The organism is Aerococcaceae bacterium zg-252 (assembly GCA_016237705.1).
GTDB lineage: Bacteria > Bacillota > Bacilli > Lactobacillales > Aerococcaceae > Globicatella > Globicatella yangjingiae.
In genome coordinates, this window is the sequence record CP066204.1 from 298,221 (window position 1) to 321,007 (window position 22,787).

A 22,787-nucleotide genomic window follows, 5' to 3' on the forward strand; every position below is an offset into this window, starting at 1 on the left:
CAGATGTTCAAACATAGTGTAGGTATCAAAGGCATATTATTCGATAAAGACGGGACGTTGATTTATTTAGATGATTTATGGGTAGAGCCGACGATTCAGTTTATGGAGAATTTTATATCGCAGCATACTACGATGACAGAGGAAAAAAAAGCAGCATTCTATGTGGAAATCGGTATTGAAAATCATCGGTTAGTTGCTAATGGTATCGTTGCTGCTGGTACGATTCGTGAGCAGGCAGAAGCACTTGCAAAGCATTGCCATTTACCAATTAATCAAATAGAAACAGAGATGACGCAATATTTTACGGACTATTTAAGTCATTATCCGGAAAAATTAATTCCAGTGACGGATTTAGTAGCATTACTATCGAATTTGAAAGAACAAGGATATGAATTAGGGGTTGTAACAGCCGATAGTCGCCAACCAACAATAATGGCATTGGAACTATTGGGCATTGCCAATTATTTTAGCTTTGTAGTAGCTGCAGATGATGATTATGCACTAAAACCTAATCCTGAAGCACTTCATGCTTTTGCTCAGTTGATTCAAGCTGAGCCAGAGGAAATTTTATATATTGGGGATTCGATTAAGGATATGCAGTTTGGTAAACATGGTTATGGTGCTATTGGTGTATTAACAGGAAATACATCGAAAGAAACATTATTAGCTCATACTGATTGTGTTATTGAGTCGATTGAATACTTGCCGTCATTACTTAAGAGCATTAAATAATTAGCGGCAATAGGTAGTAATTTTTACAAAACAGTAATAAGAATATTTATGTAAAAATAAAGATAGAAAAGTAGTGTGAAAACGATGAAAACATGGTACAATAAAGCGTATACAAAAAGAAAGAGGGGAAAATGGTGGAATTAAGTAAATTTTCTGAATGGACGTTTTATGAAGAAGTTACCAGTACCCAAGAAATAAATAGTATGTTGCGTGAAGATGAACATGTGTTTAAAGCGTATAAAACAATTCGAGATGTTGCTGTCTTTACTAATTTGCGATTGATTGTCGTGGATTCTCAAGGTTTTACTGGTAAGAAAAAAGAAATTTACAGTGTGCCGTATAAAAGTATCCATATGTGGTCGACTGAAAATTCAGGGACATTTGATTTGAACTCAGAAGTTCAATTGTGGACAAAAGCAGGGGTCATCAAAATTAACTTAGGTAAAAAAGTGAATGTTCGAGATTTTGACAAATTAATCCAAAATGTCTGTTTATAATATAGGATTCAAAGTATGATTTTAGGTTAAAGGAGAGTGACAATGGTTACGATAAATGACATCGCAAAGAGAGCTGGGGTAGCGAAAAGTACGGTTTCACGTTATCTTAATGGAGGGTCTATCAGTCAAAAAACGGCTGAAAAAATAAATGCTATTATTAAAGAAACAGGCTATGTTCCCAATACGTTTGCACAGAGTCTGAAAGCTAAAAGCAGTAAAATGATTGGTGCCATATTGCCTCGTTTGGATAGCTATGCTTCGAATACGATGCTAGCTGGTGTGGAAAACCAATTGCGAAAAAAAGGGTATCGTATGACCTTTGTCAATACTAATTTGAATCAAAATCATGAGTTGGAGGCTATGCACTATTTTCAAGTGACGAAAATGGACGGCATTATTTACTTAATGACGCATTTAGATGATCAAGTTGAAAAAGCTATGGAGCAGTCGTCAGTACCGATCGTGGCGATTGGTCAAGAAAGTCCATTGGGAGATTCGATTTATTTTAATGAAACTCAAGCGGGTAGATTAATGGCGGATTATTTGTATAAAAAGGGACACCGTCAATTACACTTTTTAAAAGCGACGAGTACCGATCCAGCAGTTGGTGTGTATCGAAAATTAGGACTTAAAGATAGGTTTATGTCATATGGAGATACACAATGGGTTGAAAGCGAATGTGGATTTAGAATGGAAGAAGCGTATGCAGTAACTAAGAGTGAATTGCTGCCACAAAAACCGACATTAATTGTGGGGGCTACTGATATGATGGCGATAGGTGCTATGCGTGCGTGCTTAGAAGAAGGGTATTCGATTCCTAATGATATTAGTATTGCCGGATTTGGTAATCATGCGACAGGTTCAGCTTTCTATCCACGTTTAACGACAATTGATTATCCATATTATCGTGCCGGTGAAATGGCTGCTGAGTATTTAGTTAATCGTATTAAAACAGGAATTATCGAAACGAATATTCAATTATCAACATCATTAGTGGAGCGAGAATCGGTTAAAGATTTAACAAAATAATAGATTAATAGATATGAACGAGTAGAAAACGATGAGAAATTATGCGAGCTTTTGACGTATGATTATCCATTTGTTTGATATTGAGAATCATATCTATTTTTTTATTTAGATGTCAATTTTTTTAGTTGCATTAATAAACAATTGTTCGTATAATATACTCATAAAACGGAACCGTTTCCGAATAGTAACAATATGGAGGAATCACAATATGGAATTTAAAAATATTGCTGAATCGGTTGTGGCCAATTTAGGTGGAATCGAAAATATTAATAGCATCGCACATTGCGCAACACGTTTACGTGTAATGGTGCGTGATGAAGCAAAAATCAATAAAGAGGCAATCGAAAATACAGATAAAGTAATGGGTGCCTTTTTCAATTCAGGACAATATCAAATTATTTTTGGTACTGGTACTGTCAACAAGGTGTATGAAGCAGTAGCTCAAATACCAGGTATCAATGCTGTGACAAAATCAGAGCAAAAAGAGGAAGTAGCAGCGAAACCACAAGGAAATGCTTTCCAACGTGTTGTTCGTACATTTGGTGATGTCTTTGTACCAATTATTCCTGTACTTGTTGCGACAGGTTTATTTATGGGATTACGAGGTTTAGTGACACGTCCTGAAATTTTAGGTTTATTCGGTATGACGAAAGATATGATTAGTCCAAACTTTTTACAATGGACTGAGATTTTAACGGATACTGCATTTGCCTTTTTACCAGCTTTAGTTGCATGGTCTTCATTTAAAGTATTTGGTGGTAATCCAGTATTAGGGATTGTCTTAGGATTAATGATGGTACATCCGTCATTACCAAATGCGTATGATGTAGCAGCAGGACGTTCTGAAGCCTTAACATTCTTTGGCTTTATTCCAGTAGTAGGTTATCAAGGAACTGTTATTCCAGCCTTTATCGTAGGGTTTGTTGGTGCGAAATTAGAAAAATGGTTGCACAAAAAAGTTCCAGATACTTTCGATTTATTAGTAACACCATTCTTAACTTTATTAGTAATGAGTATTCTTGGTTTATTTGCGATTGGTCCAGTTTTCCACTCACTTGAAATAGTTGTATTAACTGCAACTGAATGGATTTTAGGTTTGCCATTCGGTTTAGCTGGTTTAATTATCGGTGGTTTACAACAAGTAATCGTGGTAACGGGTATTCACCATATTTTCAATTTCTTGGAAGTGCAATTAATTTCAAATTCTGAACAAGCTACTGGTGTTGCAGCAAACCCATTCAATGCCTTTTTAACGGCAGCGACTGCAGCACAAGCAGGTGCAATTTTTGCAGTTGGTCGTAAAACTACGAATGCAAAGTTAAAAGCATTGTCATTCTCTGCTGGTATTTCTTGTTTATTAGGGATTACAGAACCGGCGATTTTTGGAGTTAACTTACGATACGGAAAACCATTTATTATGGGATTAATTGGTGGTGCAGTCGGTGGCTTTGCTGCAGGATTATTAAACTTATCAGCAACTGGTATGTCGATTACTGTATTACCAGGAACATTATTATACTTAAATCAATTATTACCATACTTATTGATGATGGCTATTTCATTCGGTGTTGCGTTTGTGTTAACCTATACAATCGGATTTAACGATGAAATGACAGCTAATAATTAATAATATTATTGGGACGATGGGTGAAATATCTCAGCAGTCCCTTTTTGTATGTTGATTCCAATAATCTGAAATGACATTGATTCCAGAAATTTTACGAGTGTTTCTAAGCACTTGGACAGTTTCTAATATAGACGTTCATTTCAAAGTATTTGTTATCACACCATGTTTATTTTAGAATAGGAGAGTGTTATGAGAAATATCGGAAAGTTTGCACAGCATTATCATATTACCCCAGAACAAGGATTATTAAATGACCCAAATGGATTGAGTTATTTTGACGGTTATTATCATGTGTTCTATCAATATAATCCGCATAAAACGGATCATTCAGTGAAGTATTGGGGGCATGTTCGTTCAAAAGATTTAGTCCATTGGGAGCAATTACCTATTTCTTTAAAATCAGATGACTGGTTTGATAAAGACGGTGTGTATTCTGGGGGTGCTTGGGTACACGAAGGGGAATTGTATTTATTTTATACTGGTAATACGAAAGATGAAAATGGTGTACGCACGAGTTATCAATGTTTAGCGACATCAAAAGACGGAATCCATTTTGAAAAACAGGGGCCGATTTTAGAGCAAGCTCCTGGTTTTACAGGACATGTGCGTGACCCAAAAGTGTGGTTTGATACAGAACGACAAGGTTGGTGGATGATTTTAGGTGCTCAACGTGAAGATGAAACTGGAGATACGATTGCTTATTTTTCTACTGATTTAAAAAATTGGGAATATACAGGGTCAATTTTCCAATTTGATAAGTCATTTGGTTATATGTGGGAGTGTCCGGATATTGTCTTTTTACATGATGAAGTGACGGGTGAAGAGAAAGCAGTCTTTATCTTTTCGCCACAAGGGATTGAACCACAAGGAGTAGCTTACCAAAATATTTTCAATACAGTTTATTTAGTAGGACAATGGGATAGTGCAAGTGGCAAATTCATTCCAGATAATCCGTCAATTGAGGCTTTAGTAGAGTGTGACCATGGTTTTGAATATTATGCTCCCCAAACATTTGTTGACCCACAAGGTCGTGTGATTCAATATGCGTGGATGGGAACTATGGCACCAGATGTCGAAGCAAGTGTGCCAACGATTGCAGATAATTGGTTACATCATTTATCGATGCCGAAGACATTGCATTTAGTAAATGGTAAATTAGTACAACGCTCGCTCAGTGAAATGGCACAATTAGTTGTAAATGAAAAAACGTATTCGATTGGTGGAGAGCGTCAGCAATTCCCACTAGCTGGGCCGAGTTGGATTGAGTATCGTGTAGGTGATGAAGTCGATGATGTAGTATTAATGGTTGATGATGCCTGCCAGATAATGTATAATCAAACAACTCAACTGATGAAAGTTAGCCGTACTAATTGGTTGACCAAGGAAGTCGAATGTCGTGAATGGTATTTGGAAGAATCATTAGAGCAATTTGATTTATGGCTAGATAGTAGTTCGATTGAATTATTGATTAATGACGGAAAGTTTGCTTTCTCTCAAAGAGTATTTGCTGAATCTCCATTGAGCAAATTGGAAGTGGCGGCAACTTCTGGGCAACTAACGATTCGTTCGTTATCAAGCTATCAGTTTGATTAAATGCTTTGTGCAACATTCGATAATCATTAGAAAACTCGCAGTTTTTCAGTTTTTGCTGAAAACTGCGAGTTTTTGTGTATCAATAATTTGTTAGATGTGAATTTTTAATGAAGTAATAGCGATAAATGGTAAATAAGTGTGATATTTTTGTGGAATCTGATTTTAAGTCAGTAGAGTATGGTACAATGAATATGTAGATGAAAACGATTAATTTTTTTAAGATAGGAGAATGAGAGATGCGTCAACATAAAATGAATTACTTGTTGCTAAGCTTAATGGTGGCATTAATGACACCTTATTCACTAGTTCAAGCACAAGAGGAAACGGTACAGTTTAATGTTCAAGTGAAAACTAATCTACCGGATTTTTCAAGTAAAACTCTGACAGATGTTAGTTATGATATTATTGATAAGACTACCAATGAAGTGGTTTGGAGTTATCGTAATGGTGTTGGGTCAACAGATAATCTGAGTCTTTCATCGGGTGATTATGTATTTCGACTTTATCACTGGGATCAACTTTCTCAAGGTGGTGCGATTATCGCTGATGAATTGGTGCAGTCCACTGTAAATCCAACGGATACGGAACATTCTAAAGCAGAGCAATATCAATTAACAGAATATCCAGGAGAAGAAGTAGTATTAGGTGACGGCAGTGTTGTTTACGATATTCCGTTTAGCGTAAAAGCGACAGACGAATTGCTCAATAAAATAAGTCTTCAATATGAAAGTAACTTTTTCTTGTTTTTATCTGATTCTGAAACAGCGAAACAAACGAATTTCAATAATGAGAATGCTCAAGGTTCTGATCCAATGGAAGAAACGAATGCTGAAGAAGTGACTGAAACCGAAGAAGTAACGGAAACTAAAGAGTTGACGACAATTGAGGAGTCGATTGATGTAGCAGACGGTGCTTTGCATGTTGTAGTGAAAGATGAATCAGGTAATCTTGTTACAGGAGCTACTTTGGATTTTCAAGGGCAACAATTATCGACTGATGAATTAGGGCAAGTTGAGTTCAATCATCTTGCAGCAGGTCAAAGTACCTTAACTTTATTATCGTTGCCAGAGGGTTATCAAGGAGAAGTAAGTGAATTAGTTGATATACCAGCAGGTGAAATTAAAGAGCTTGAATTGACAGTGATGAAAGTTGCTGAAACAAAGGCGGCAACGCAGACAGTCACATTGACAGTAACAGATGAAAATGGACAAGTATTACAAAATGTAGGAGTAGCAATTGGTGGAATTGAGTATGTGACAGATGAAATGGGGCAAATTTCATTGGAACAGTTACCGCTCGGTGAGTATGCTTATGAGATTGTTTCCGTACCTAATGGCTTTGAAATCGGTCAAAACGGTAATTTTACTTTAACGGCTGACAATCCGAATCCAATGGTGAATATCGCATTAAAACAAGAGAAAAAGGTTGCAACACTTAGCTTTTTTGCAACTAATGAAAATGGAGAAGCTTTGGCAGGAGTAGGTATTACCGTTGCTGGACAGCAACTCTTTACGGCAGAAGACGGAAAAGCGTCTGTTCAAGGACTTGATTTAACGGAGTATCCGTATCAAATCACAACTGTTCCAGAGGGGTATCTTGCACCAGTAGATGACATAGCGGCATTAACAGAGCCTAATGAAGTGAAACAAGTCAATTTATCCTTTACAAAACAACAATCAAAGGCAAGTTTATCCATAGTTGCGGTTGCTCAAAATCAACAACCAGTTGCGAATGCTAAAGGATTGATTGATAATGCGATTCCTTTTGAAACAGATGCAAATGGGCAAGCAATGATTGCTGATTTGACGACTGGAGTACATACATTGCGTGTAACTGAATGGCCTAAAGGCTATCAAGGAGATATGTCAGAACAATCATTTGAATTGTCAGCAGAGGGGACAAAAGTGACTGTAATGGCTGAAAAAGAAACACCACGTCAGACTATTCGCCTTAAAGTTGTCGACCAGTTTGGTGCAGTTGTACCGAATGCAAAAGTAGTAATTCAAGGGCAAGAGAAAATAACGGATGCGAACGGTAATGTTGAGCTAGCAGATATAACAATAGGTCAAGCTCATTATGCTATTTCGCAATTGCCTGAAAAATTTGAATTACAATATGAGGGTGATGTTAATATTGTTGAGGGGCAAACTGATTATGCGTTAACATTGAACCGAAAAGTTACATCGGGTAGTGCGACCTTAAAAGTTGTCAATCAGCATCAACAACCAGTTCCGAATGTAACCGTTAAATTTGGTGGTTTAACAGGTACGTCCGATGCTAATGGTCAAATTAAATTCAATCAATTAGAATTAGGTAACTATTATTATGCGATTACAGCTGCTGCGAATAAAGCTGAATTTTCAAGTGAAGAAAAAATGGCGACAATAACTGAGGGATTGGCATTTGAAGACATCTTGACGGTTAAAGAACAATCTGTTGGAAAAGTGAAATTTACGATTCGAAATGCACAAGGTGTTGCATTAAAAGGTATTACACTAGCGATTCAACAACAGCACTATGTTTCAGATGAAAATGGGCAAATTCTTGTTGAAAATCTGAATCCAGGCACATATGAATATGCGATTACCGGTGCAAATGGTTATCAATTTAATCAAAGTAAAGGTATAGTTGAGATTCAATCGGATACATTGACACAAATGGATTTGATTGCTCAACCACAGGAAACTACTACCACTACTCAAACAAGTGTTACAACAATCGCAACAACGAATACAAGTTATCGACAATTTGTAGATGCGACAACCAATATTGAAGTATGGGTGGCTCAACAAGATGCCGACAAGGTGAAACAATTAAAAGTTGACAAAGTAAAAGTGGATAGTTTAGCCAATAAAGACGCAGATATTTACGCAATTCAATTATTGGATGCACAAGGACGAGTGATTACCTTAACACAGGCTGCTCAAATTAAAATTCCAACTCGTTTAGTCAATTCACAATTACAGTTAGTGAAAGTAGACGATTTACAAGCTATGACGCTTGAGCATACGCTCCATAATCGCCGAGTGACTTTTTCGGCGAATCAAACAGGAACATTCGCAGTCATTTATGGTGATAAGAAAGCAATCATTAGCCAAAACGAAGTGACAACAACTCAAGCTCAAACGCTTAAAGTAGAAACTTCAACAGCTATAGAACGCCGTATTCCAAATACAGGGGAACGTAAATCCTTATCTTATGTGATTGCAGCTGGGGCTATCATACTTGGTGCATTCTTTATCCTACGAGATAAAAAAGGTAAGCATAAGAAATAAAGTAAATCGCCATTGGAAAACAATCCAATGGCGATTTGTGTACTCTGTATCGCAGTTTAGGCATCTGATAAATCTGATTTCTTTTGAATGACTTGACTTGCCCAATGATGATTAATAATTAAAAAGCGTCCTTTAGGAGTTGTCGTAATGGCTTTGTTGAATTTACTACGAATGAAGTCTAATAATTCTGTATTATATTCTACCATTAACTGGTCTTTTTTGGTTATATACAAAAATTTCGGTTGATTTTCTTGATTGAGGTAAAAATAGCGATTGCGAATTTTTGTATCGCTATTTTCTTGTAAAAATAAGCCGTCAGTAAGTGCTTTTACTAATTCGATTTCGGTATCCACTAAGTTAAAATCGAAAATTTGTACTTTTTCCATTAATTCAGCTGTTTCTAGCATGATACGCATATGATAACCGTCCAATGATAAACGCATTGAGTAGATTAATTCTTGTAATTGCTCATTTATGGATTCGTGCTCGGTAGCATAAGTAGGGGCAACAAAAAATAATAATTTTTTGTCGGGGTCATGATACAATACTTGGGTTGTAATTCTACGTTTAGCACCACAATTAGAACATTCAAACATCAATAAAGAGCCGTCTAATAGTTTTTTCTTTAATTCGGGTTGTCTTCTTGTATTGATAGCTGTTTGAACCGTACGATGCGATTCGTGCTGACAAATTGGACAGGTTATAGTCGGTTTTTCTGCCATGTGAAACGTCACTCCTATCATTTCAGTTTATTTTATTATATCAAATTATTTAGGAAATGATAAATTCTTTTTAGTTCTTCAATTGAAAGCGTATTATGTGATATAATAATGTCACAGTGCACGTTGGATTTAGAGAAAGTGAGGTGTACAAATGGAAAAGATTGTTATTCATAGCACAAAATATGGGTCAACTGAAAAATATGCTAATCGAATTGCTAAACAAATTCAATGCCCAGTTGTAAAAGGGGATAAAGTATCAGTTGAAGATTTAAAAGATTACGATATTATTATTCTCGGTTCGTGTTTATTAGAAGGAAAATTAGCTAATTCATCTCTCTATCAACAATGGATTGCAGCTTATCCGGATAAACATTGGTTGATTTTTACAGTTGGATTATCCAATCCTAAATTGACAGATTTTCAGCAAATTTTATCTACGGAATTTGATAAGGAAATATGTCAGAAAGTTTCGTTTTACCATTATCGTGGCACGATTCAATATAAGCGTATGCAATTAATGGGAAATTTAGCTAATCGAGCTGTCATGGGGAGAATGGCATCGATTGATACGGTAAAATTAAAAGAAGAAGATAAAGCTCTGTTGCAAAAGTATGGCACAAATTATGATTTAGCCGATGAAAATAAAATTAGCTATCTTATTGAAACTGTACAGCAAATTGAAGCGAATGATATTGTGGAATAGTGAATAATTCGATAGAAATGAGGAGAATTATGGATAGTAAAGAATTAGTCGGTCGTAAAGCGGCAGAATATGTTGAAGACGGTATGGTTGTTGGTTTAGGTACAGGTTCAACAGCGTATTGGTTTGTTGATGAAATTGGTCAACGTATTAAAAGAGGCGAGCTCAAGCATATCATTGGAGTGCCCACGTCTAAACAAACTGAAATGCAAGCACGTCAATTGCGTATTCCACTATCCAGTCTAGATGAAGTGAACCATATTGATTTGTTAGTAGACGGTGCAGATGAATGTTTATCCACTTTCCATGGGATTAAAGGTGGTGGAGGTGCACTGCTTATTGAAAAAATCGTTGCTCAAAATAGCAATAAAATTATTTGGATTGTAACAGAAGAAAAATTAGTCGAGAAACTAGGTCGTTTTCCATTACCGGTTGAAATTGTGCAAACAGGTAGCTGGAAATTATTTAGAGTCTTTGATCAAGCCGGTATGAGTCCAGCATTCCGTAAAAAAGGAAAAGATTCGTTGTTTGTGACGGACTCAGGAAATTATATTATTGATTTGCATTTGAATCAAATTGATAATCCACAACAATTAGCATTTGAATTAAAGACAATGGTTGGAGTGGTCGATCATGGTTTGTTTTTAAATTATCCAGATATTATTTTGGTGGGAAAACAAGATGGTACTATTTTAACAATTGAACGATAATATAGTTGAAAGAGGGAATTTAGACAATGAGAATGGTAGATATTATTGCAAAGAAACAAGCAGGACATGAATTGAGTAAAGCTGAAATTGAATTTGTTATTGAGGGATTTACAGCAGAAAAAATTCCAGATTATCAAATGAGTGCTTTGGCAATGGCAATCTATTTTCAAGGAATGACGGAAGAAGAATCTAGTTACTTAACCTTGGCAATGGCAGCTAGTGGTGACCAAATCGATTTATCAGCAATTGACGGGATTAAAGTAGATAAGCACTCAACTGGTGGGGTGGGTGATACTACGACATTAGTATTAGCACCATTAGTAGCGAGTTGTGGTGTTCCAGTTGCTAAAATGAGTGGACGAGGTCTAGGGCATACAGGTGGTACGGTCGATAAATTTGAAGCGATTGAAGGTTTCCGATATGAACTACCAATTGAAGAATTTATCAATCTAGTCAATCGACATAAAGTGGCTGTTGTTGGACAATCGGGTAATTTAACCCCTGCCGACAAAAAATTATATGCATTGCGTGATGTGACATCGACAGTACAATCAATTCCTTTAATTGCAAGTTCGATTATGAGTAAAAAAATTGCTGCTGGAGCTGATGCGATTGTCTTAGATGTAAAAGTCGGCGAGGGTGCTTTCATGAAGACGGTTGAAGAGGCTGAGAAACTGGCTCATGCTATGGTAAAAATTGGTAATCAAGTAGGCCGTAAAACATTAGCCGTTATTTCAAATATGAATGAGCCGTTAGGATATGCAATCGGAAATGCATTAGAAGTCAAAGAAGCTATTTTGACTTTACAAGGTAAGGGACCTGAAGATTTAATGGAACTTTGCTTTGTCTTAGGTGCACAAATGTTAATGGCGGCAGAAAAAGTGAATACCATTGAAGAGGGTAAAGCATTGTTACAACAACAAATTGGGAATGGTCAAGCCTTAGAAACATTCCGTCAATTTATTGCTCGTCAAGGTGGAAATGCTGCAATTGTTGATGATGTTAATTTATTACCACAAGCTGCTTATCAAATTGAATTACCAGCTTTAGAAGACGGTGTTGTGAGCCATTGGGTAGCGAATAAAGTAGGAGAAGCTGCAATGGTTCTTGGAGCAGGACGTGAAACGAAAGAAGATACGATTGACCCAGCCGTTGGTCTAGTTTTACATAAGAAAATTGGTGACCCAGTTACAAAAGGTGAATCACTATTGACCATTTATAGTAATCGAGAAGATGTAGAAGATGTGAAACGACGCTTGTATGATGCGTTGACGATTGCACAAGAGACACATCCTGAACCATTGATTTATAATGTGATTACAGAATAATTTAAAGTAAGCAAACATAAAAAGCACTAGAATAACCCAAGTGGGATATTCTAGTGCTTTGTTTATGTATGATGATAAAAGATTATCTGACAACAGCTGCGAAGATTTTTTTACGAGTTGTCCAATAGCAGAATCTGAAACATAATCTGATAGAACAGTTAATACGAAAGGTTTCTTTCCTTTAACCACACCAGATGATTATGATGTGCTAAATATTGTTATGCTAAGAATTTATCAATTCGTCAAAAAATAATTCGGTTGATTTGGATAAGGTCTGATTAATCGGCCAAATTATTCTCATTGGAGAGGAAATAACTGGCTCCACTGGAACAAATACTAACCCACTTTTTGAACTTGTATCGACGAGTTTGTCAAAACAAAATGCATAGCCTAGTCCTTGTTTGACGAAAAGGCTGGCGTTATAAAGTAAATCATAGGTTCCAATGATAGTTAGATTTTTCTGCATATTTTTTAATTCATTAGGCATTTCATCTGAAAATCCTTGTCTCGAAATAATTAAGGGCATTTTAGTGAGGTCACTGAGTTTGATAGTATCTTGATTAGCAAATGGGCTATCTCGACGCATCAGAATACCCCATTGATCTTTGTAAGGTAATGTGAAAGTATTGTATAAAGATGTATCGACATTTTGGACCGTAATCGCAAAGTCTAATAGACCATTATTCAGTTTTTCGGTGACCGTTTGAAAATTCCCACTGTAGAGATGAAAGCGAACATTGGGATATTTTGTCATTAGTGTTTTAATAGTTTCGGCAATGATAGTGATACCGTAAGATTCGGCACAACCTATATGTAAATCACCACCATTGAAATCATTCATCGATTGAAATTCAGCCTCTGTTTTATCGACGATACTGAGTATATCAAGTGCACGTTTATATAGTATTTCACCTTCAGGTGTTAAATTGGTATTGTATTTTGAACGGACAAATAATTTCTGTCCTAATTCTTCTTCTAAGACTTTTAATTGCTTGGATAGTGTGGGCTGTGTGATATGTAGTTTATTTGCTGCTTTTGTCATGCTTTTATGGTTAGCTGTTTCAACAAAATATTTAAGTACACGAATTTCCATAGTAACCTCCTAAATGTTTCAAATTCAATTATACTTTAGATATAGACAAAAAGCATAATTAATCATTCACTATAAATATTTGCTATTTATTTTATGAGCTTACATAATAAATTTATAAATAATGTGTGAGTAAACATTTGAATCCAATCGCAAGAATAGTGCAAAGTGGATTATGATAACGTTTAAATGCACTGTAATACGAGGAGAATAAGATGAACTTAGATGAATTTTTAGCTATCATGAATAGTGGGCAAGAGGTCATTGCTGGCTCACCGACACATAAATTTATGCATACTCTGGCACAAGAGGCTATTGAGATTACGATGAATATGAATACAAAGTATCATTCAGGTGAAGAAATACGGGCTTTAATGGAAAAACTGACTGGAAGATTAATAGATGAAAGTTTTTCATTATTTCCACCATTTAATACTGATTGTGGCAAAAATATTAAAATAGGAAAAAATGTATTTATTAATTCAGGTTGTAAGTTTCAAGATCAAGGTGGAATTGAATTGGGTGACGGGACTCTGGTTGGGCATAATGTTGTTATGGCGACATTGAATCATAATTTGAGTGTAGAAAAAAGAGGGAATCTGATTCCAGCTCCAATTAAAATTGGGCGAAATGTATGGATTGGTGCCAATGCAACGATTTGTCAGGGAGTAGAAATCGGTGATGGTGCTGTAATTGCAGCTGGTGCGGTGGTAACGAAAAATGTTGAAAAAAATACTGTAGTGGGTGGTGTACCTGCGAAAATATTGCGTGTTATTGAATAAATGGGGAGACAACAATATGAAATATCATTTGCTATTGAAGTAATTCAGATACGACAATATTGAAATACATATTACTCTTACAAAAGAATCACGCTAAAATTTTGATGTAATCAATTTTTAGCGTGATTTTTTTTGATTGGAGTAATTAGTATGGGGAAGTTAAATACTATAATGTATAGATGTTGAGAAAAAGTTGGAACATATAGCTGAAATGAATATTTTTGTTGACAGTATATGTATCAAGGAATATAATAGTTCACATGCGAACTATAGTGGAGAAGAAAGGAGTTATTATGTTACATGTAGGCTTTCAAATCAGAGATGTCAGTTTAGCGTTAGATAAGTATTTAACACAACTAGCAATTAAACACGATGCTGAAAATTTAGACGGTCCGCAAGGAGCTGTGTTGTTCTTTTTACACACACATAGAGGTGTTGAAATTGTTCAAAAACACATTGAACAATTTTTATCTATCCAAAAATCGGCAGCTAGTGGACTAATCAAGCGTATGGAAAAAAATGGGTTTATTTCTGTACAATCGCATCCAACGGATAAGCGATATAAATTGATTGCGATAACCGAATTAGGCGAAAAAAAATATGAAGCAATCATTGAGTTTCTAGCCGCTTCGGAGAATTTGATTACAGACGGAATTAGTAGTCAAGATTTAACAGTTTTTAAAGAGGTTTTACAAAAAATAAAAGATAATGTTTGTTCAGTAGAATGTAAGTAATAGAGTATAATTTTGAAGGAAGGCATGATGGAATGTTAAAATTATTAAAAAAATTGAAACGACAAGAAATTATTATGATGCTCTTTAGTGTCTGTTTTGTCGTTACGCAAGTATGGCTTGATTTAAAAGTGCCAGATTATATGTCAGAAGTGACTCAAAAGTTAGTTAAAGAGGGAACAAAAGTTTCTGACTTATATCAACCAGGTGGCATGATGTTAATATTATCTTTAATAAGCTTTGCGATGAGTTTAATTGTAGGATTTTTTGCTGCTCGTATCGGCGCAGGCTTTACTCGAACATTACGTGGAAATGTCTTTGATAAAGTATTGAGTTTTTCTGCCAAAGAGGCACAACAATTTTCAGTACCAAGTTTGATTACACGTACAACAAATGATATTATTCAAATTCAATTAGTCATTACTCTTGGTTTGCAAGTAATGATTAAAGGACCGATTATGGCAGGTTGGGCAATTTATAAAATATCTGATAAAAGTGGAGAATGGATGATTGCAACAGCTGGTGCAGTATTGATTCTTTTAACTATGATTTCGATTTTAATGTTATTTGCTTTCCCAAAACAAAAAATTATTCAAGGATTAACTGATAAATTAAACGGATTAGCACGAGAAAATATTACAGGAATACGAGTGATTCGAGCATATAATGCAGAAAATTATCGTAATCATTCCTTTGATATGGCAAGTAGCGAACTAACGAATACTAACTTATTTACAATGCGTTTATTTGGATTATTCCAACCAGTAATGATGTTAGTTTCAAATGGGCTTTTATTAGCGATTTATTGGATTGGTGCGTATTTGATTGATACTGCCTCTCTTATGGAAAAGGTAACGATTTTTGGGGATATGACAGTTTTCATGTCTTATGCGATGCAAGTAGTTATGGGATTTATGATGATGACAATGATTTTCATTATTTTACCACGTGCGATTATTTCAGCTAATCGTATTAATGAAGTGTTAGATACGACACCGGATGTTCAATACCCTACATCAATGAGTGAAGTTAGTGAAATGAATGATACAGTAGTTGAGTATGAAAATGTGACTTTTGCTTATAGCGATAGTGCAGAACCAGTCATTGAAAATGTGTCCTTTAGTGCTAAAGCAGGTGATACAGTTGCTTTTATTGGTTCTACCGGTAGTGGTAAGAGTACATTAGTGAATTTATTGCCGCGTTTTTATGATGTGACGAAAGGGAGTGTACGACTGAATGGTAAGGATATTCGTGAATATACTCAAGATGAGTTAAATAAACGAGTGGGATATATTCCACAAAAAGCTGTATTATTCAGTGGAACTATAAAATCAAATATGGATTTCGGTGTAAGTCAGGCATCGCCATTAAGTGAAGCAGATATGTATGATGCATTAGCTTTAGCGCAGGCGAGTGAATTTATAGAAAGTAAAGAAAATGGTTTGCAGTCTGAAGTTGCACAAAATGGGACAAACTTTTCTGGTGGACAAAAACAACGTTTAGCCATTGCTCGGGCACTTGCACGAAAACCGGAAGTATTAATTTTTGATGATTCTTTCTCGGCACTTGACTATAAAACAGATAAATTATTGCGACAAGATTTAGCAGAAAAAACACAGTCAATGACAAAATTAATTGTGGCACAACGCATTTCTACGATTATGGACGCAGACTTAATTTTAGTATTAGATAAAGGAAAAGTAGTAGGGCAAGGTACGCATAAAGAATTACTGGCTACAAATGAAGTGTATCAAGAAATAGCCTACTCACAATTATCGAAGGAGGAATTAGCGAATGGATAAACAAAAAACAGTGTCAGAAAAAGTTGTTCAACGTGGCCTTCGTTATGGTAAAAAGTTTGGATTACCGATAATAATAGCGATTGTTTTTGCGATTGTTAGTAGTATCATTACCGTTATTGGTCCTGATAAATTAAGTGAAATGACGAATGTGATAACACAAGGTATTATGACCGGTATTGACTTGGAGAAAGTCCAAGCGATTGCAATTAGCTTAGCGATATTATATGGAATTGCAGCTTTAATGGGATATGGTCAAGGATTTATTGTGGCGACAGTATCGCAGCGTTATGTGGAACGTCTGCGTCATGCAGTTGCTGAAAAAATGGATCGATTACCATTAAAATATTTTGACAGTCGTTCAACAGGAGATATTTTATCAATTATTACAAACGACCTAGATACTGTCGGTCAATCTTTAAACCAAAGTTTAGGGACATTAGTATCGTCTGTGGTTTTATTGATTGGTGTTTTGTTCATGATGTTTAAAACAAATGCTGTAATGTCGTTAACTGCAATTTTATCCGTATTAATAGGATTTGTGGGAATGTTTTTTATTATGAGTAAATCACGTGTTCATTTTAAAAATCAACAAGCAAATTTAGCAGATGTCAACGGTTTTATTGAGGAAGCTTATTCGGGCCTATCTATTGTGAATAGTTACAATGCTGGTCAACAAATGACAGCGAACTTTGACCGATTAAATGAAAAATTATATAGCAGTGCATGGCGAAGCCAATTTTTATCAGGAATCATGATGCCATTAATGATATTCATTGGAAATTTTGGTTATGTAATGGTATGTATTGTTGGGGCCGTCTTAGTTATTAAAGGGCATATTAGTATCGGTGTGATTGTTGCATTCATGATGTATGTTCGACTATTCTCACAACCATTATCTCAAATTGCTCAAGCAGCACAAAGTTTACAATCTGCTCAAGCAGCATTGGGTCGTGTAATGGATTATTTAGATGCAGAAGAAATGGAAGCTGAAACAGATAAAACCATTCAATTGTCACAAGTTAAAGGAAATGTTGAGTTTGAAGATGTTTCATTTGGCTATGATGCAGATAAAACTATTATTCACAATTTCTCTGCTCAAGCAGCAGCTGGTCAAAAAGTAGCGATTGTTGGTCCGACAGGTGCGGGTAAAACGACTATTGTTAACCTATTGATGCGTTTTTATGAAGTCACTAAGGGACGTATATTAATTGACGGCATTGATACACGTGATATGACACGTGAAGAATTGCATGATGAATTTAGTATGGTCTTGCAAGATACATGGCTATTCGAGGGAACTATTCGAGATAATTTAGTGTTTAACCAAGTCGGTGTGTCGCAAGAAGAAGTTGAAAAAGCAGCGAAAGCAGTTGGAATTCATCATTTTATTAAGACTTTACCAAAAGGTTATGATACAGTGTTAGATGATACGGTTACGTTGTCAGTTGGACAAAAACAATTGATGACAATTGCTCGGGCGTTATTAAAAGATTCTCCGTTATTAATATTAGATGAAGCGACAAGTTCAGTTGATACGAGAACGGAAGAATTAATTCAAAAAGCAATGGATACATTAATGAAAGGGCGTACTTCGTTTGTGATTGCGCACCGTTTATCAACTATTCGAAATGCTGATTTAATTTTAGTGATGAAAGAGGGCAATATTATCGAACAAGGAAACCATGAAGCACTGATGTCAGTGAATGGTTTCTATGCTGATTTATATAATAGTCAATTTGAAAATGGTTCATTTGACGAAGATGCAATGTAAGATATAGATGTAAAACATGGATGTGAATACCGTCCATGTTTTTTTGCATAGTAGCTAAAAATGCAAATATGCTTGATAATAAAGGTTATTTTTGTCTAGTTGTATGGTTAAAAAATACGGATTTGTACATAAATAACAAGATTGTGTAATGAAATAGCAATAATATGTATTTATATTGTTATGAAAACGCATTATACTTAAATCAAGGGGAATTAGGAAATGAGGTGAAACAATATGACAATTGGAATATTATTGACAGGACATGGTGAATTTTCGATTGGTTTATCACATGCTTTAAAAATGATAGCAGGTGAACAAGCGCATTTGCAAGTGGTGCCGTTTAATGACGGAGAGAGTTTGGACGTGTATAGTGAACGACTTGAACAGGCGATACAGACATTAATATCAGAATATCAACAAGCAATTATTTTTACCGATTTATTAGGAGGTACGCCGTTTAATACAAGTAAAATGCTAACACATCAAAATAATCAAGTGGTTGTATTAACTGGAACCAATTTACCGATGTTAATTGAAGGTGCAATGCTTGCACAAGTATTAGATGATGTTACAGCTTTAGCAGAACAACTCGTTTCTGTAGGTCAACAAGGTATTCAAATACCAACATTACCAGCAGCATCCTCAAATGATGAAGAGGAGGACGGTATTTAATGGCAAATTTTTGGCAAACATTATTAATGGTTTCGATTGTACTAGTTGTTATCTTGTCGATAATGATGCTTGTGTACTATCTAATGAGTTATCGCAATATTAAACAGAGACGAGCACATTTCGAACATTTGCATCAAAATTTAAAAACAGGGCAAAAAGTAGAATTTGCGAATGGTTTAATTGGCAAAATCGTTAAAGTAGAATTGGAAACCTGTGATATTGAAATTAAATCTGGAGCAGTCGTGACAGTGTCACGCTATGCGATAACAAGTTTGATTGAAAATTAATTGGACGAAAAAGGAGGAAAATACAATGCCTAATATTTTATTAACAAGAATTGATAACCGTTTAATTCACGGTCAAGTAGCGACACAATGGTCAAGTTTTTTAGGTGCAAATTTATTATTAGTTGCTAACGATGAGGTATCACAAAATACGATGCGTCAAGGTTTAATGGATATGGCAGCACCAGCTGGGACTGCAACACGCTATTTTTCAGTGCAAAAAACGATTGATATTATTCATAAAGCAAGTGATAAACAAAAAATCTTTATCATTTGTGAAAACCCACAAGATGTTTTGAAATTAGTGGAAGGAGGAGTGCCGCTTAAAAAAGTAAACATTGGGAACATGCACATGGCAGAGGGCAAACGCCAAGTTGCAGGTTCGGTTGCAGTTGATGACAGTGATGTTGCAGCGTTTAAACGTTTGCAAGAACTCGGCGTAGAATTAGAAATTCGTCGTGTGCCACAAGAATCAACTGAGCCAGTTGCGAAGTTGTTTGCCTAGAAGTCAGTATAGAAACATAAAAGGAGAGGAGTTAGTAAAATGGGTAACTTTATTCAAATTGTTTTAATATTTATTGTCACATTTATTGCAGCAATTGATCAATTCAACTTGTTAGAATCATTGTATCAACCGATCGTTATGGGACCGGTAATTGGACTTATTTTAGGAGATGTTCAAACAGGTTTATTAGTAGGTGGTACCTATCAATTGATGACTATCGGTAACATGCCAGTAGGGGGAGCACAACCACCTAACGCAGTTATCGGGGGAATTATGGCAACTGTTTTGGCAATCTCATTAAAAGTAGAGCCAGCAGCAGCTGTAGGTTTGGCTATTCCATTCGCTTTATTAGGTCAATATGCTGTAACACTTATCTTCACAATTGCATCACCGTTAATGTCTAAAGCAGATACTTATGCAGAAAATGCTGATCCAGATGCAATTGATCGTTTGAACTATATCATGATGGCAAGTTTAGGTTTAATCTTTGCAGTTATCGTAACATTATTCTTTGTCGGAGGAACAACTTACGGAGAAAACATGGCTAATTTCTTCAAAGCACACGACTGGGTGATGAAAGGTTTATCAGCTGCCGGAGGTATGATGCGTTTTGTCGGATTTGGTATCTTACTTAAAGTAATGGTATCACGCGAATTATGGGGCTTTTACTTCATTGGTTTTGCCTTAGCATTAATTGTAAATGCAGTAGGTAGCCTAGGTAGTTCAGCTTTACTAATCTTAGCGTTTATCGGATTTGCACTTGCATATTGGGATTATCAAATTCAAACACGTGTTAAACGTGCTGGAGCAATGACTGACTTTGGAGGTGACGAAGATGGCATTTAATATTCCAACAAATTATTCAAATACAACGCCAGCTGAAAAATTAGATCGTGCAACCTTGAATAAAATGGTTTGGCGTTCACTAAACTTACAAGGTTCATTTAACTATGAACGTATGCAAGCGAATGGCTGGTTACATAGTATTTTACCAGGATTGAAAAAAATCCATACTGATAAAAATGACTTATCAGCTTCAATGGCACACAACTTAGAGTTCTTTAATACGCATCCATTCTTAGTTACCTTTGTAATGGGGATTGTATTATCACTAGAACAAAATAAATTAGATATTCCAACTATTCGTGCCGTACGTGTTGCTGCAATGGGACCATTGGGTGGTATCGGAGATGCGATTTTCTGGTTCACTTTAGTACCAATTACAGCAGGTATCACTTCTCAAATGGCATTAAACGGTAGTGTTTTTGGCCCAATTTTATTCCTATTAATCTTTAACGCAGTACAATTTGCGATTCGTTATTGGTTAATGTACTGGTCATATGACTTAGGTACAAATGCGATTGGTGTCTTAACTGCTAATGCGAAAGAATTTACACGTGCTGCTTCTATGTTAGGGGTATTCGTTGTAGGTGCGTTAACATGTCTATATGGTGGTACAAACTTGGGTGGTTTAGTTATTAATAACGGTACTACTCAAACTCCAACAGAAATTGTTGAAGTGGTTAATGAGGCTGATTTACCAACTTATCAATCAATCATCTATAGTGATGTAGCTGCTGAAGAAAAAGCACTTGGTCAAGGAGATGCTTCTATTACAGCATTACCAAGTGGACGTTACCAAGTGAAATACTTCGAGTATTCTGAAACACCAGTACAAATCAAAATTCAAGAAGTATTAGACGGTATCTTACCAAAATTAGTACCATTAGTGATTACTTTAGGATTGTACTACTTATTAGCGTTTAAAAAATGGACGCCAATTCAATGTATCGCATTGTTATTAGTACTAGGTTTATTAGGTGCTGGACCATTCGGTTGGTGGCCAAGCATTTGGGGATAATTGAACCTCAAACAATAAATTAATTCGTGGTATGAGCACAATTACTCTACCATGAAACCTAAATAGCCTCTAGATTAATTTCTAGAGGTATTTTTATAAAAAGGCAGGCATGATGAAGTAGTGTTCATCGTGCCTGTTTTTCTATACTCTAAAATCTCTATTCCTCAATTTAGGCCCATTTTTTCTAAAAAATCAGGGTCTTGATGATAGTGACTACGGAATACTTTTGGTGTAATACCGTAACGTTCCTTAAATTTTTTAGAAAAATAATGGTTTGAGTAGAAACCAACGGTTTGAGCAATTTGTATAATGGAATAATTGGTTGATTTTATTAATTCAATTGCATGGTGAAAACGTACTTCCATTAAATAATTAATTGGCGACATTCCTACTTCTTCTTTGAATAAATGAGAAAGATGATATTTGGAAATATGTGACCGTTGCTCTAGCGTTTCTAATGTTATCTGTTTTGAATAATTATTATCGATATAATTTTTAGCTAAACTAACACTAGGTGATAATAATTTTGACCGATTAGTTGAAGAAAACAGCGAGTTAGCATGGTTGCTTAATGTTAATAGCAAAGCATTGGTTAAATGGTCAATGATTTGGCTCGTATAATCTTGTCTTATAGTGATTTCGTCTAAAATTAAATTGATTAAGTGATAGTAGGTTAAGTTAGTATCATCAAATAAAAATAAGTCATTGGCAAGTATTTTTTCAGGAAAAATCAGCTCGGGACCACGAGTTCCAATGACCACATATTTCAAAGGATTATGTATGGAACTGTGTTCAGTATGCTCGACATATGGATTGACGATAATTAAGGAGTGTTTCTTAATCGGTTGCATTCCAAAATGCGTCTGCATATGACCTTCTCCGTCTAAACAATAAAATATTTCAGTGAAATCATGATAGTGCATCATACTATGCCAATTAGCGTCATAAGTCGATTGATTGACTGAAATAACGTCAAAATGAGTTGATGCTAAATCTTCAAAGGTGTGATGTAATGCAAAATTCTGGTACAAAATGCTCCCCCTCTCTCAAATAGGCACAAAAGCAAAATATCAGCT

21 protein-coding genes are annotated in these 22,787 nt (G+C 35.5%); 18 read left to right on the top strand and 3 right to left on the bottom strand.

The genetic code is table 11. The features are described from left to right. The first annotated feature begins 3 nt into the window (after positions 1 to 3). The 6 genes from JDW14_01495 (at position 4) to JDW14_01520 (ending at position 8,753) form a co-directional block, all read left to right on the top strand. Entirely contained in the window at positions 4 to 732 is a 729-nt protein-coding gene (locus JDW14_01495; GenBank protein QQD65822.1) for an HAD family hydrolase, read from the top strand. A 131-nt stretch (positions 733 to 863) separates the two neighbouring features. Then, positions 864 to 1,229 (top strand): PH domain-containing protein, encoded by a 366-nt coding sequence (locus tag JDW14_01500; GenBank protein QQD65823.1) that lies wholly within the window; start codon positions 864 to 866, stop codon positions 1,227 to 1,229. Between the two features lie 42 nt (positions 1,230 to 1,271). Further along, positions 1,272 to 2,258, top strand: coding sequence for a LacI family DNA-binding transcriptional regulator (locus tag JDW14_01505; protein QQD65824.1), 987 nt, complete (start codon positions 1,272 to 1,274; stop codon positions 2,256 to 2,258). A gap of 208 nt (positions 2,259 to 2,466) precedes the next feature. Further along, entirely contained in the window at positions 2,467 to 3,885 is a 1,419-nt protein-coding gene (locus tag JDW14_01510) for a PTS transporter subunit EIIC (GenBank protein ID QQD65825.1), read from the top strand. Positions 3,886 to 4,074: 189 nt separating this feature from the next. Then, a complete protein-coding gene (locus JDW14_01515) occupies positions 4,075 to 5,478 on the top strand; it encodes a glycoside hydrolase family 32 protein (GenBank protein ID QQD65826.1) in 1,404 nt (467 codons plus the stop codon). Positions 5,479 to 5,714: 236 nt separating this feature from the next. Beyond that, positions 5,715 to 8,753 (top strand): LPXTG cell wall anchor domain-containing protein, encoded by a 3,039-nt coding sequence (locus JDW14_01520; GenBank protein ID QQD65827.1) that lies wholly within the window; start codon positions 5,715 to 5,717, stop codon positions 8,751 to 8,753. 56 nt (positions 8,754 to 8,809) lie between these two features. Here the strand turns inward: JDW14_01520 and JDW14_01525 are convergent, their stop codons facing one another. Then, positions 8,810 to 9,475 (bottom strand): CpXC domain-containing protein, encoded by a 666-nt coding sequence (locus tag JDW14_01525; GenBank protein QQD65828.1) that lies wholly within the window; start codon positions 9,473 to 9,475, stop codon positions 8,810 to 8,812. Positions 9,476 to 9,626: 151 nt separating this feature from the next. Between JDW14_01525 and JDW14_01530 the strand changes: the two genes are divergently transcribed. Genes JDW14_01530 through JDW14_01540 form a run of 3 tightly spaced genes read left to right on the top strand, consistent with a single transcriptional unit; the run spans position 9,627 to position 12,213 of the window. Continuing rightward, the gene (locus JDW14_01530; GenBank protein QQD65829.1) at positions 9,627 to 10,178 is read left to right on the top strand and encodes a hypothetical protein; all 552 of its coding nucleotides are present in this window, start codon (positions 9,627 to 9,629) and stop codon (positions 10,176 to 10,178) included. Between the two features lie 29 nt (positions 10,179 to 10,207). Continuing rightward, positions 10,208 to 10,885, top strand: coding sequence for a ribose-5-phosphate isomerase RpiA (gene rpiA / locus JDW14_01535; GenBank protein QQD65830.1), 678 nt, complete (start codon positions 10,208 to 10,210; stop codon positions 10,883 to 10,885). Between the two features lie 26 nt (positions 10,886 to 10,911). Continuing rightward, the gene (locus tag JDW14_01540; GenBank protein ID QQD65831.1) at positions 10,912 to 12,213 is read left to right on the top strand and encodes a pyrimidine-nucleoside phosphorylase; all 1,302 of its coding nucleotides are present in this window, start codon (positions 10,912 to 10,914) and stop codon (positions 12,211 to 12,213) included. Between the two features lie 223 nt (positions 12,214 to 12,436). Here JDW14_01540 and JDW14_01545 read toward each other — a convergent pair whose 3' ends face one another. After that, positions 12,437 to 13,306 (bottom strand): LysR family transcriptional regulator, encoded by an 870-nt coding sequence (locus JDW14_01545; GenBank protein QQD65832.1) that lies wholly within the window; start codon positions 13,304 to 13,306, stop codon positions 12,437 to 12,439. Between the two features lie 212 nt (positions 13,307 to 13,518). On the opposite strand from JDW14_01545, the gene JDW14_01550 reads away from it, so the two are divergent. The 9 genes from JDW14_01550 to JDW14_01590 all read left to right on the top strand — a co-directional run bounded on the left by JDW14_01550 (position 13,519) and on the right by JDW14_01590 (position 21,711). Beyond that, entirely contained in the window at positions 13,519 to 14,085 is a 567-nt protein-coding gene (locus JDW14_01550) for a sugar O-acetyltransferase (protein QQD65833.1), read from the top strand. A gap of 293 nt (positions 14,086 to 14,378) precedes the next feature. Next, positions 14,379 to 14,819 (top strand): MarR family transcriptional regulator, encoded by a 441-nt coding sequence (locus JDW14_01555; GenBank protein ID QQD65834.1) that lies wholly within the window; start codon positions 14,379 to 14,381, stop codon positions 14,817 to 14,819. 32 nt (positions 14,820 to 14,851) lie between these two features. Then, positions 14,852 to 16,618: an ABC transporter ATP-binding protein gene (locus JDW14_01560; protein ID QQD65835.1), complete on the top strand. Its 1,767-nt coding sequence runs from the start codon at positions 14,852 to 14,854 to the stop codon at positions 16,616 to 16,618. Further along, a complete protein-coding gene (locus tag JDW14_01565) occupies positions 16,611 to 18,389 on the top strand; it encodes an ABC transporter ATP-binding protein (GenBank protein ID QQD65836.1) in 1,779 nt (592 codons plus the stop codon). The genes JDW14_01560 and JDW14_01565 overlap by 8 nt, the downstream gene beginning before the upstream one ends. Positions 18,390 to 18,623: 234 nt before the next feature. Then, entirely contained in the window at positions 18,624 to 19,061 is a 438-nt protein-coding gene (locus tag JDW14_01570) for a PTS sugar transporter subunit IIA (protein QQD65837.1), read from the top strand. After that, a complete protein-coding gene (gene yajC, locus JDW14_01575; GenBank protein ID QQD65838.1) occupies positions 19,061 to 19,348 on the top strand; it encodes a preprotein translocase subunit YajC in 288 nt (95 codons plus the stop codon). Before JDW14_01570 ends, yajC begins: the two co-directional genes overlap by 1 nt. Before the next feature lie 25 nt (positions 19,349 to 19,373). Next, positions 19,374 to 19,850 carry a PTS N-acetylgalactosamine transporter subunit IIB gene (gene agaB / locus JDW14_01580; GenBank protein QQD65839.1) on the top strand — a complete coding sequence of 159 codons (477 nt, stop codon included), beginning with the start codon at positions 19,374 to 19,376 and terminating at the stop codon, positions 19,848 to 19,850. 39 nt (positions 19,851 to 19,889) lie between these two features. Continuing rightward, a complete protein-coding gene (locus tag JDW14_01585; GenBank protein ID QQD65840.1) occupies positions 19,890 to 20,696 on the top strand; it encodes a PTS sugar transporter subunit IIC in 807 nt (268 codons plus the stop codon). Beyond that, entirely contained in the window at positions 20,686 to 21,711 is a 1,026-nt protein-coding gene (locus JDW14_01590) for a PTS system mannose/fructose/sorbose family transporter subunit IID (GenBank protein ID QQD65841.1), read from the top strand. The genes JDW14_01585 and JDW14_01590 overlap by 11 nt, the downstream gene beginning before the upstream one ends. A 164-nt stretch (positions 21,712 to 21,875) precedes the next feature. Here JDW14_01590 and JDW14_01595 read toward each other — a convergent pair whose 3' ends face one another. Next, positions 21,876 to 22,742: a helix-turn-helix domain-containing protein gene (locus tag JDW14_01595; protein QQD65842.1), complete on the bottom strand. Its 867-nt coding sequence runs from the start codon at positions 22,740 to 22,742 to the stop codon at positions 21,876 to 21,878. Between the last annotated feature and the right edge of the window lie 45 nt (positions 22,743 to 22,787).